This is a genomic window from Devosia sp., from assembly GCF_036676215.1.
Taxonomy (GTDB): domain Bacteria; phylum Pseudomonadota; class Alphaproteobacteria; order Rhizobiales; family Devosiaceae; genus Devosia.
In genome coordinates this window covers 1-10,215 of sequence record NZ_JAKFDJ010000125.1, presented here as the reverse complement: position 1 = coordinate 10,215, position 10,215 = coordinate 1, and the positions used below count along the sequence as shown (strand labels likewise).

The following is a 10,215-nucleotide window of genomic DNA, read 5'->3' as shown; positions in this document are numbered from 1 at the left end:
AGCCGCCTCGGGGTCCGCCTGTCTCTAACCCGCCGGCGAAAGCCGTATGGGCGCATTGGCGCGCCTGTTGTCTCCACAACCCCGATCCGCTAACAACGGCGCGACTTCCAGGAACTGCCAGATGACCGAAAAGACCAAGCTGATCGCCCCGCGTCTGCCGCGCGGCTTCGAGGACCGCACGCCCGGCGAAATCGCTGCGGTGGGCGCCATGATCGACAAGATCAGGAAAGTCTATGAGCGCTATGGCTTCGACCCGGTCGAAACGCCCCTGTTTGAATATACCGAGACCCTCGGCAAGTTCCTGCCCGATACCGATCGGCCCAATGCCGGCGTCTTCTCCCTGCAGGACGATGACGAGCAGTGGATGAGCCTGCGCTACGACCTCACCGCGCCGCTCGCCCGCTACTTCGCCGAGAATTTCGAGACCCTGCCCAAGCCCTACCGCTCGTACCGCCAGGGCTATGTCTTCCGCAACGAGAAGCCCGGCCCGGGCCGCTTCCGCCAGTTCATGCAGTTCGACGCCGATACGGTGGGGGCAGGCGGCCCCGAAGCCGACGCCGAAATGTGCATGATGATGGCCGACGTCATGGATGCGCTGGGGCTTGAGGGCCAGTACGTCGTCCGCGTCAACAACCGCAAGGTGCTCGATGGCGTGCTCGCCACCGCTGGCGTCATCACGGACGAGCAGAAGCTCACCGTGTTGCGCGCCATCGACAAGCTCGACAAGTTCGGCACCGAGGGCGTCAAGCTGCTGCTCGGCGCCGGCCGCAAGGACGAGAGTGGTGACTTCACCAAGGGCGCCGGTCTGACGCCCGACCAGATCGAGCCGCTGCTTGCCTATATCGACAGTGGCACACCCGCTTCTGGCGTCGAAAAGGGCAGCAATGCCCATGTCGTCTCGACCATCAACACGCTTGCCGGCCTGATCGGCGGTTCCGAAACCGGCCTCCAGGGCGTTCAGGAACTGGCTGCCATCTTTGGCCTCGTCAGTGCTGCCGGCTTCGGCACGCGCGTCGTGCTCGATCCCTCCGTGGTCCGCGGCCTCGAATACTACACGGGCCCGGTCTTTGAGATCGAACTGACCTTCAAGGTGCAGAACGAAAAGGGTCAGGACGTGGTCTTCGGTTCGGTCGGCGGCGGTGGCCGCTACGATGGCCTCGTCTCCCGCTTCCGCCGCGAGCCGGTGCCCGCCACCGGCTTTTCCATCGGCGTCTCGCGCCTCGCCAATGCGCTCAAACTCACCGGCAATCTCGGCGCCACCGAGCCGGTCGGTCCCGTCGTCGTCCTCGTCATGGATAAGGAACAGATGGCCCGCTACCAGGCCATGGTCGCCGAACTGCGCAATGCCGGCATCCGTGCCGAAATGTTCCTGGGCAACACCAAGAACTTCGGCAAGCAGGTCGCCTATGCCGACAAGCGCAACTCGCCCATCGTCATCATCGAAGGCAGCCAGGAGCGCGATGCCGGCATCCTCCAGGTCAAGGATCTGATCGCCGGCAAGCAGGCCGCTGCCGCCATCACCGACAACGCCGAATGGAAAGCCGCCCGCCCCGGCCAGTTCGAGATCAAGCGCGACGAACTGGTCAGCGTCGTCCAGAAGCTGCTGAGCGAGCAATGATACCGGGCGCCTCCAACACATTCGATGGCATGCCGGCATTGTCTGCGATGCCCCAGTCGACACCCTCCCCCTTGTGGGGAGGGATCAAGGGTGGGGGTGGTTTGGCCGCGATATGGGGGCTCTCGCACCCCCTCCCAGCCTCCCCCATCAAGGGGGAGGTGCCGTCCGGAGCCGGGGGGAGATTGTGCAACAGTCGGCATGCGACAGGAGAGGTGAACCCATGACCGGGACCGCTCTCCGCCGCGCCAGTCTGGAAGCCCTCGTCGAGGCACAGGGCGCCACCCGCGCCACGCCGCCCTTGCTGCTGTCGGCCGATCCCTATTTCGACCTCGCCGGGGAGGAATTCGGCCGCCGCCTGCTGCTGACCACCGATGCCACCGGCGCCGAATATTGCCTGCGTCCTGATTTCACCCTGCCCATCGTCACCGCCTATATCGAGGATGGCGTCGGCGAGCCGGCCGCCTTCTCCTATCTGGGTCCCATCTTCCGCCAGCGCGAAACTGGCCCGGCTGAGTTCGATCAGGCTGGTATCGAACTGCTCGCCCAACCTGATGGCGACGTGGCGCTCGACCAGGTGCTGACCTTCGCCCGCGCCTCCCTCTCCATTTTCGGCGTCGCCCCCGATATCCGCCTTGGCGGCGTTGGCCTGTTCGAGGCGCTGCTGGTGCAGGCCGACATGCCCGACCCATGGCGCCCACGAATCCGCAACCGTTTCGGCCACACCGAGGCGCTCGATCGCCTGCTGACCCGGCTCGAAGCGGCGCCGGACGCAGCGCGCGAACAGCAGCCCGGCCGCAAGGCACTGGTCGAGAGTGTCACCGAACAAATGGTCGCCGCCGGCCTCAGCCTTTCCGAGGGTCGCTCCCCCGAGGAAATCGCCGACCGCTATCTCGAACAGCAAGCGCTCGATGCGGCGCATGTCCCGCCCGAGACCCTGAAACTGCTGCGCGACTATCTCGCAATTTCGGGTCCTGTGCTGCAGGCGCTGACCCGGGTGGAAGCGCTGGCCAGCCAGCACAAACTAATGCTGGGCGCGCCCATCCGCGCCATCCGCCGCCACCTCAATGGCCTCGGCGAAGCCCGCGTCACCTTCGACGCCAGCTTCTCGCCGCGCCTGGACTACTACACTGGCATCGTCTTCGAAATGACCGGCCCCAGCGGCGAAATCCTGGCCTCTGGTGGCCAGTATGACCGCCTGCTCGAACGGCTCGGCGCCACCGCGCCCATCGCCGCCTCGGGCTGTTCCGTCTGGGTCGATCGCCTCGAAGCGGAGGTCCGCTCATGACCGGCATCACCCTCGCCGTCCCCTCCAAGGGGCGCCTCGAAGAGCTCACCCGGGAATGGTTCGCGGCAAGGGGCCTGACCATCACCCGCCCCGGCGGCGCGCGCTCCTATCTCGGCGCCATCGAGGGCATGCCCGATATCACGGTGCGCTTCTTCCCCGCCTCCGAGATTGCCCGCGAACTCATTCGCGGCACGATTGATGTGGGCGTCACCGGCCTCGATCTGATCCACGAAACCAGCGAGAGCGGTCCCGCCAGTGTCTCGGTCGCCAGTCAGCTTGGCTTCGGAGGTGCCGATGTGGTGGTCGCTGTGCCCGATGCCTGGATCGACGTCACCCACATGCACGATCTGGCCGACGTCGCCTCCGATTTCCGCAGCCGCCATGGCCGCTGGATGCGCATCGCCACCAAATATATCACCATCACCCGCCAGCATTTCGCCAGCGCCGGCATCGCCGAATACCGCACCGTCGAGAGCCTGGGCGCGACCGAGGCGGCGCCCGCATCTGGTGTTGCCGATATCGTCGTCGATATCACCACCACCGGCTCCACCCTCGCCGCCAACGGCCTGCGTGTGCTCGAAGACGGCGTGATGCTGCAAAGCCAGGCCTGCCTCATCGTCTCGCGCACGGCCAAGTGGTCGCGTACGAGAACGGCCAAACTGACCGCCTTCCTCGATCGCCTCGACCTGTCGGCGAAACTCGACGCCTGAGAATTGCCACGGCGCCCCGATTCACGGCACAAGCAGCATTCTGCCGGGGGGGACGATTTGGCCGACGAACTCGAACTGACCATCCTGATGCCCTGCCTCAACGAGGCAGAGACGCTGGCCACCTGCATCGGCAAGGCGCTGAGTTTCCTTGATCGCACCGGCATCGCCGGCGAGATCGTCATCGCCGACAACGGCTCGACCGACGGCTCCCGCCAGATCGCTGAAGGCCAGGGCGCCCGCGTCGTACCGGTGGCAGAGCGCGGCTATGGCGCAGCGCTGGCGGGCGGCATCGAGGCGGCTCGCGGGCGTTTCGTCATCATGGGCGATGCCGACGACAGCTACGATTTTGCCAATCTCGACGCCTTCGTCGCCCAGTTGCGCGACGGCGCCGACCTCGTCATGGGCAATCGCTTCGCCGGCGGCATCGCGCCCGGCGCCATGCCCTGGCATCACCGCTATATCGGCAATCCGGTGCTGAGCGCGGTGGGCCGGCTGTTCTTCCGCACCCCGATTGGCGACTTTCACTGCGGCCTGCGCGGCTTCTCCCGCGCTGCGGTCCTGGGGCTCAATCTGCGCACCACGGGCATGGAATTCGCCTCCGAAATGGTGGTCAAGGCCACGCTGGCGCAACTCGATCTGCGCGAGGTGCCGACCAGGCTCGCCAAGGATGGTCGGTCCCGGCCACCGCATCTGCGCTCCTTCCGCGACGGCTGGCGCCATTTGCGCTTCCTGCTGCTGTTCTCCCCGCGCTGGCTCTTCCTCTATCCCGGCATTGCCCTGCTCGGGCTGGGGCTGCTGGTCGGTGCCATCCTGCTGCCCGGACCGTTCCGCCTCGGACATGTGTCGTTCGACGTACACACCTTCCTCGTCGCCGCGCTTTGCATCATCGTCGGCGTTCAGTCGATTTCCTTCGCCATCATCGGCCGGCGCTTTGCCTCCCGCTATGGCTTCATACCCCGCTCAGGCCATTACGACCGCTTGCTCGAAGCCGTGACGCTGGAACGCATCCTGCTGGTTGCCATCACCCTGATGCTGGTCGGCCTCGCCGCGCTGGTCTGGGGTGTAAACCAGTGGGCCATACGCGATTTCGGCCCGCTCAATTCCAGCCGCACCATGCGCCCGGTCATCCTGGCCATGACCGCGCTGGTAACAGGCTTTCAGCTGATGATGAGCGGCTTCATGTCCTCGATGATCAATATCCCGATCTACGAGCGGCGCGTCGCCGAAGCACCACCTCCCCACACTCCCTGACCACCCGGACATTATGCTCGATCCCCTTATTCTGCTGGCCCTCGCGGCCGTTGGCATGCTGGCCGGCTTCGTCGATGCCATTGCCGGCGGCGGCGGCATGATCGCGTTGCCGGCACTGCTCTCGGTCGGCCTGCCGCCCGTTTCGGCCCTGGCCACCAACAAGCTGCAATCGGTCTTCGGCACCGGCATGGCCGCCTTCACCTATTGGCGCCGCGGCTTCGTCTCGCTCAAGGCGCTGGTCCCTGCCATCGTGCTGACCTATGCCGGCAGCCTCATCGGCGCGCTGGTGGTCAAGCAGATCGATATCAGCCTGCTCGATGTCGCCGTGCCCGTCGCGCTGATCGGCATCGCGCTCTACTTCCTGTTCGCGCCCAATCTTTCGGACGCCGACAAGGCGGCCCGGCTGCCCTTTGGCCTGTTCGTCCCGATCATGGGCTTTGCCATCGGCTTTTACGACGGCATCTTCGGGCCAGGCACCGGCTCGTTCCTGACCATCGGCTTTGTCATGCTGTTCGGCTTTGGCCTTACCCGCGCCTCGGGCAATACCAAGATCCTCAACCTCACCTCAAACCTGGCGGCGCTGACCATCTTCATCCCGGCCGGGGACGTGGTGTGGCCGGCCGCCATTGCCATGGCTATCGGGCAAGTGGTCGGCGGCTATATCGGGGCGCACACCGGCATCCGCTACGGCGCCAGGATCATCCGGCCGGTCGTCGTGGTGGTGTCGATCGCGCTGGCCCTGCGGCTGCTGTTTTTCTGATTGGCTAGGCCGGGTCGAGCCCGGCGGCCGCGCGCAGGGCGGCGTTGATGCGCTCCTGCCAGCCAGCACCATCTTCCTGGAAATGCTCCAGCACGGCACGATCGAGCCGCAGCGTCACCATCTCCCTGCCTTCTGGCGCGGCCGCCGGCTTGCGCGGCGCCTCCACCGGCTTGCTGGTTGCGCTTTTGAAGGCAGCCTCCGCCTGATCGTAGGCGCTGCCGCGTCGGGGTGTCTGCATCGAATCCTCGCTGGGTGATCTGCGCAGTCTAGCGCCGCGCGTCGGCAAGAAAAAGGCGCAGTGTTGCCACTGCGCCTTTCTCGTGAAGTCCGTGACTGGGAAGAAACGAACTCCAAAGCTTCTGGGTCGGACTTCTTAGAAGTCCATACCGCCCATGCCGCCCATGCCGCCGCCGCCACCGCCCATTGCGGGTGCTGCGTCCTTGGGAGCCTCGACGATGAGGGCTTCTGTGGTGATCAGCAGCGAAGCGACCGAAGCAGCGTCCTGCAGGGCGGTGCGAACCACCTTCACCGGGTCGATGACGCCCATGGTGATCAGGTCGCCATATTCGCCCGTCGCGGCATTGTAGCCGAACGTGATCGAGCTGCTTTCGAGGATCTTGCCCACGACGACGGAGCCTTCGGCACCCGCATTGTTGGCGATCGTGCGCACCGGCTCCTGCAGGGCGCGGCGAACGATGGCGATGCCGGCTTCCTGGTCGGCGTTGGCGCCCTTGACCTGCATGTGGCTCGAAGCGCGCAGCAGCGCCACGCCACCGCCAGCAACGATACCTTCTTCAACGGCGGCGCGGGTTGCGTTCAGCGCGTCGTCGACGCGGTCCTTGCGCTCCTTGACTTCGACTTCCGTCGAGCCGCCGACCTTGATCACCGCAACGCCACCGGCGAGCTTGGCCAGGCGTTCCTGCAGCTTCTCCTTGTCGTAGTCCGAAGTGGTTTCTTCGATCTGCGACTTGATCTGGCCAACGCGGCCCTGGATGTCTTCGGACGTGCCGGCGCCATCCACGATCGTGGTGTTTTCCTTGGTGATTTCAACGCGCTTGGCAGTGCCGAGCATGTCGATGGTCACGTTCTCGAGCTTGATGCCGAGATCTTCCGAGATCACCGAACCACCGGTCAGGATGGCGATGTCTTCCAGCATGGCCTTGCGGCGGTCGCCGAAGCCCGGAGCCTTGACGGCAGCAACCTTGAGGCCGCCACGCAGACGGTTGACGACGAGGGTCGCGAGAGCCTCACCTTCAATGTCTTCGGCAATGATCAGCAGCGGGCGCTGCGACTGCACAACGGCTTCCAGGATCGGCAGGATGGCCTGGAGGTTGCTCAGCTTCTTCTCGTGCAGGAGGATCAGCGGATCTTCCAGAACGGCGGTCATCTTCTCGGCATTGGTGACGAAGTAGGGCGAGAGGTACCCGCGGTCGAACTGCATGCCTTCGACGACTTCGAGTTCGGTCTCGGCGGTCTTGGCTTCTTCGACGGTGATGACACCCTCGTTGCCGACCTTCTGCATGGCTTCGGCAATCATGTCGCCGATGGCGGATTCGCCGTTGGCCGAAATGGTGCCGACCTGAGCAACTTCCGAAGACGACTTGATCTTGGACGAAGCGGCCTTGAGCGAAGCGACGACTTCTTCGACGGCGAGGTCGATACCGCGCTTCAGATCCATCGGGTTGAAGCCGGCGGCAACAGCCTTGACGCCTTCGACGACGATGGCCTGGCCGAGCACGGTGGCGGTGGTGGTGCCGTCGCCGGCAATGTCATTGGTCTTGGAGGCGACCGAACGCAGCAGCTGGGCGCCCAGGTTCTCGAACTTGTCTTCCAGTTCGATTTCCTTGGCAACGGTGACGCCGTCCTTGGTGATGCGCGGGGCACCGAACGACTTTTCGATGACGACGTTACGACCTTTTGGCCCCAGCGTTACCTTAACGGCATTGGCCAGGATGTTGACGCCGCGCAGCATCTTGTCGCGGGCTTCGGTGGAGAACTTTACTTCTTTGGCAGCCATGTGAGGCGCTCCTTAAAGTGCAATGGAAACGAATGGGTTCAGGAAGGCGATCAGCCTTCGATGATGCCCATGATGTCGGATTCCTTCATGATCAGCAGGTCTTCACCGTCAACCTTGACCTCGGTGCCGCTCCACTTGCCAAACAGCACGCGGTCGCCGGCCTTCACGTCGGGGGTGATGTACTTGCCATCTTCGTCGCGGGCGCCAGGGCCCACGGCAACGATCACGCCTTCGGAGGGCTTTTCCTTGGCGGTGTCGGGGATGATGATCCCGCCTTTGGTCTTTTCTTCGCTGTCGAGACGACGGACGACCACGCGGTCGTGCAGGGGACGGAAGCTCATGATTGCTCCTATAGCATCAATCTGAAATGCAATTTTTGCGCTGTTAGCACTCGCGATTGTAGAGTGCTAACAGGGTGACGGGGATATATGGCTGGGCCTGTTCGGAGTCAAGGTCGGGGTGAACCCGCTTTCCTCTCGCGCGTTGTCCCCCATGAGCTTCCAACCTCATAACTGGCAGGACATCATGACGCGTCAATGTCTGGACAAGGATATCAAGATTACCCCCGCCGAAGGCCGGGTCCATGTTCTGTTCGACGATGCCGAAATCGGCAGTTCGCTGAACGCGCTCGAGCTCGATGAGCCAGGCGAGCCGCTGCGCATCTTCCTGCCGCGCCAGGATGTGCGCGAGGATATCCTGGAACTCTCCGAAACCCGCGCCACCTGTCCCTATAAGGGCGAAGCGCACTATTACACGATCAAGACCCTGACCGCTGACGGCCCCGACCAGGCCTGGTACTACCCAAATCCGTGTCCGCTGGTCGGCCCGATCCGCGACCATCTCGTCTTTGCCGGCGACCGCATTGAATATCGCCGTTCTGAAGTCTAGGCGTGCGGAAGCGCCGCCTGTGGTGCGGTTGTCATGATCGGACGGACCCCGAGACGGCAATCGCCTCTGAGTAGTAAAAAATGAGACGGTAGCCGCCTCGGGGTGCCGGTTTTTGGAACAGGACCGGTTATCGCGCACCGTGATCGCTCGCCACGGTGCGGCCGGCTCTCGAACCTGCGCGGCAGGCAAAGGCCGCGCCCGGCTCACCCCCACCACTGTTCGCCTGCAGGCCGCCCATGCGGAGTGATGGGAAGGAGTGTGCCACAGGTTTTGGGGAGGGGGATAAGTTGGTGCTGACCGCTGCACACCCCAGCAAACGCGGTCGTCACCTCGGGCTTGACCCGAGGGGCCTGCACTTAGCCGACATTCCGCAGGTGAAGAGCCCTCGGGTCGAGCGCGAGGGTGACGATCTGTGGGTGTGGGTCAGGAGCGGAGCCAAAGCCCCTCCCCTCAAGGGGGAGGGAAGCCTGCCCTGTGGTTGCGACAGCATCGGGTCCCATCCTGGACGGCAGTTTTGGCTCGAAGCCCTCAAGGGGGAGGGAGACGACTGGGAGATCGGGCTTCCGGCGATTCTTTCCCACTTTCCCCCTTCCACCCCGTGCCAAGCTGGGCAATAAAGCATTCATGATCCAGGACAACATCCTGCCGATCGTGCTGCGTCTCAAGGGCGGTAGCGGCCTGAATGCCAACTGGCACTGGGAAATCCACGATGCCGCCGGCAAGGTGATCAAGACCGGCAGCGCCGTCGGTCCCGAGCACAAGGTATTCGCCACCGCGCGCATTGCCAAGGAAAAGGCGGCCTCCACATGTCGACCAATGAGCGCATGAAGCGCCTCGTCTCCCCGATCCTGTTCGCTCTCCTGTTTATCATGGCTCCGGCGGCGTGGGCACAGACGACGACCAGTCTGGCAGGCATAGGGGACTCTGAAGCGCGCCCCGTCGGCGCCTGGTCATTGCCGGAGGGAGTCGTGCTCGCGCGGCCGATCACCGGCTACTCTGTCTTCACCCCGGACGAATGCGCACCCGCGGAGGAGGCCAAAGGTTCGGGCGATCTGGTACGGCTCTGCATCAGCCTCCGGCACACCGGCGAGCGCGACGGCGCGCCCTACCGGCTGCCGATCACCGTCGAAATCCCGGCGGGCCTGATCTTCATCGCAGACAACATCTCGACCCAGAACGGCATCATCATCCAACGCTTCATCGTCGAGGTTAGCCCCGGTCAGACCATCAACATTCCCGCATTCATGATGTGCCTGAACGACAGCCGTAGCGGCAGCCATCCAGGGGCCATCTATGTGCTAGGCCCCGTGCTGCAGAACCCGGCTTTCGACGCGTTGTTCAAGCAGTTGGAAGGCAAGCGGATACCTCAGGAGGGCGCCGTCGAAATCCAGGGTGCGATCTGGGCGCTTGCCGAAGGGGACTCTATCTGGCCTTCGAACCAAGCATACATCGACGCCCTACCGGACGCCTGAACGGGAGGCTGACCGTCCCCGCGCTACCCTTGCCGTAGCTGACCACCTGTCCGGCTTCCGGGGTTGCTTGCGGTGACGGGTGAGATTCGCTGCGTCTGTATTGCGCCAGAAGAAGCGTTGGACTTCGGCCCAACCTCCCCTGTCGGGGAAAGGCTAGGTGGCGGTATCCCGCAACCAGGACCCCAACTTTTTCACCCAACCCCTTTCCCCCCGC

Annotated in this window: 11 protein-coding genes; 8 read left to right on the top strand and 3 right to left on the bottom strand. The window is 64.2% G+C overall.

Going from position 1 to position 10,215, the window contains the following annotated elements:
- Nucleotides 1-121 precede the first annotated feature (121 nt).
- The 5 genes from hisS (at nucleotide 122) to V6M52_RS11425 (ending at nucleotide 5,624) form a co-directional block, all read left to right on the top strand.
- On the top strand, nucleotides 122-1,618 hold the full coding sequence (gene hisS / locus V6M52_RS11445; protein ID WP_332701112.1) for a histidine--tRNA ligase: 1,497 nt from the start codon (nucleotides 122-124) through the stop codon (nucleotides 1,616-1,618).
- 220 nt (nucleotides 1,619-1,838) lie between these two features.
- Nucleotides 1,839-2,903, top strand: coding sequence for an ATP phosphoribosyltransferase regulatory subunit (locus tag V6M52_RS11440; RefSeq protein ID WP_332701111.1), 1,065 nt, complete (start codon nucleotides 1,839-1,841; stop codon nucleotides 2,901-2,903).
- On the top strand, nucleotides 2,900-3,613 hold the full coding sequence (gene hisG / locus V6M52_RS11435) for an ATP phosphoribosyltransferase (protein ID WP_332701110.1): 714 nt from the start codon (nucleotides 2,900-2,902) through the stop codon (nucleotides 3,611-3,613). The genes V6M52_RS11440 and hisG overlap by 4 nt, the downstream gene beginning before the upstream one ends.
- Before the next feature lie 57 nt (nucleotides 3,614-3,670).
- Nucleotides 3,671-4,864 carry a glycosyltransferase family 2 protein gene (locus tag V6M52_RS11430; protein ID WP_332701109.1) on the top strand — a complete coding sequence of 398 codons (1,194 nt, stop codon included), beginning with the start codon at nucleotides 3,671-3,673 and terminating at the stop codon, nucleotides 4,862-4,864.
- Nucleotides 4,865-4,877: 13 nt separating this feature from the next.
- Nucleotides 4,878-5,624, top strand: coding sequence for a TSUP family transporter (locus tag V6M52_RS11425; protein WP_332701108.1), 747 nt, complete (start codon nucleotides 4,878-4,880; stop codon nucleotides 5,622-5,624).
- 4 nt (nucleotides 5,625-5,628) lie between these two features.
- Here the strand turns inward: V6M52_RS11425 and V6M52_RS11420 are convergent, their stop codons facing one another.
- The 3 genes from V6M52_RS11420 to groES all read right to left on the bottom strand — a co-directional run bounded on the left by V6M52_RS11420 (nucleotide 5,629) and on the right by groES (nucleotide 7,982).
- On the bottom strand, nucleotides 5,629-5,862 hold the full coding sequence (locus V6M52_RS11420; RefSeq protein WP_332701107.1) for a BrnA antitoxin family protein: 234 nt from the start codon (nucleotides 5,860-5,862) through the stop codon (nucleotides 5,629-5,631).
- 135 nt (nucleotides 5,863-5,997) lie between these two features.
- Nucleotides 5,998-7,641: a chaperonin GroEL gene (groL, locus tag V6M52_RS11415; protein ID WP_332691202.1), complete on the bottom strand. Its 1,644-nt coding sequence runs from the start codon at nucleotides 7,639-7,641 to the stop codon at nucleotides 5,998-6,000.
- A 50-nt stretch (nucleotides 7,642-7,691) separates the two neighbouring features.
- Entirely contained in the window at nucleotides 7,692-7,982 is a 291-nt protein-coding gene (groES, locus tag V6M52_RS11410) for a co-chaperone GroES (protein WP_332691199.1), read from the bottom strand.
- 184 nt (nucleotides 7,983-8,166) lie between these two features.
- Between groES and V6M52_RS11405 the strand changes: the two genes are divergently transcribed.
- The 3 genes from V6M52_RS11405 (at nucleotide 8,167) to V6M52_RS11395 (ending at nucleotide 10,001) form a co-directional block, all read left to right on the top strand.
- The gene (locus tag V6M52_RS11405) at nucleotides 8,167-8,529 is read left to right on the top strand and encodes a DUF427 domain-containing protein (RefSeq protein WP_332691196.1); all 363 of its coding nucleotides are present in this window, start codon (nucleotides 8,167-8,169) and stop codon (nucleotides 8,527-8,529) included.
- 624 nt (nucleotides 8,530-9,153) lie between these two features.
- Complete coding sequence (locus tag V6M52_RS11400; RefSeq protein WP_332689119.1) at nucleotides 9,154-9,357, top strand: hypothetical protein; 204 nt, start codon at nucleotides 9,154-9,156, stop codon at nucleotides 9,355-9,357.
- Entirely contained in the window at nucleotides 9,336-10,001 is a 666-nt protein-coding gene (locus V6M52_RS11395) for a hypothetical protein (RefSeq protein ID WP_332689116.1), read from the top strand. The genes V6M52_RS11400 and V6M52_RS11395 overlap by 22 nt, the downstream gene beginning before the upstream one ends.
- Nucleotides 10,002-10,215: the final 214 nt, after the last annotated feature.

Excerpts from the sequence above, each read along its gene's own strand:
- V6M52_RS11440 (WP_332701111.1), top strand. The coding sequence starts at position 1,839 with ATGACCGGGACCGCTCTCCGCCGCGCCAGTCTGGAAGCCCTCGTCGAG.
- V6M52_RS11395 (WP_332689116.1), top strand. The coding sequence starts at position 9,336 with ATGTCGACCAATGAGCGCATGAAGCGCCTCGTCTCCCCGATCCTGTTC.
- groES (WP_332691199.1), bottom strand. The coding sequence starts at position 7,982 with ATGAGCTTCCGTCCCCTGCACGACCGCGTGGTCGTCCGTCGTCTCGAC.
- V6M52_RS11420 (WP_332701107.1), bottom strand. The coding sequence starts at position 5,862 with ATGCAGACACCCCGACGCGGCAGCGCCTACGATCAGGCGGAGGCTGCC.
- hisG (WP_332701110.1), top strand. The coding sequence starts at position 2,900 with ATGACCGGCATCACCCTCGCCGTCCCCTCCAAGGGGCGCCTCGAAGAG.
- V6M52_RS11400 (WP_332689119.1), top strand. The coding sequence starts at position 9,154 with ATGATCCAGGACAACATCCTGCCGATCGTGCTGCGTCTCAAGGGCGGT.
- hisS (WP_332701112.1), top strand. The coding sequence starts at position 122 with ATGACCGAAAAGACCAAGCTGATCGCCCCGCGTCTGCCGCGCGGCTTC.
- groL (WP_332691202.1), bottom strand. The coding sequence starts at position 7,641 with ATGGCTGCCAAAGAAGTAAAGTTCTCCACCGAAGCCCGCGACAAGATG.
- V6M52_RS11425 (WP_332701108.1), top strand. The coding sequence starts at position 4,878 with ATGCTCGATCCCCTTATTCTGCTGGCCCTCGCGGCCGTTGGCATGCTG.
- V6M52_RS11405 (WP_332691196.1), top strand. The coding sequence starts at position 8,167 with ATGACGCGTCAATGTCTGGACAAGGATATCAAGATTACCCCCGCCGAA.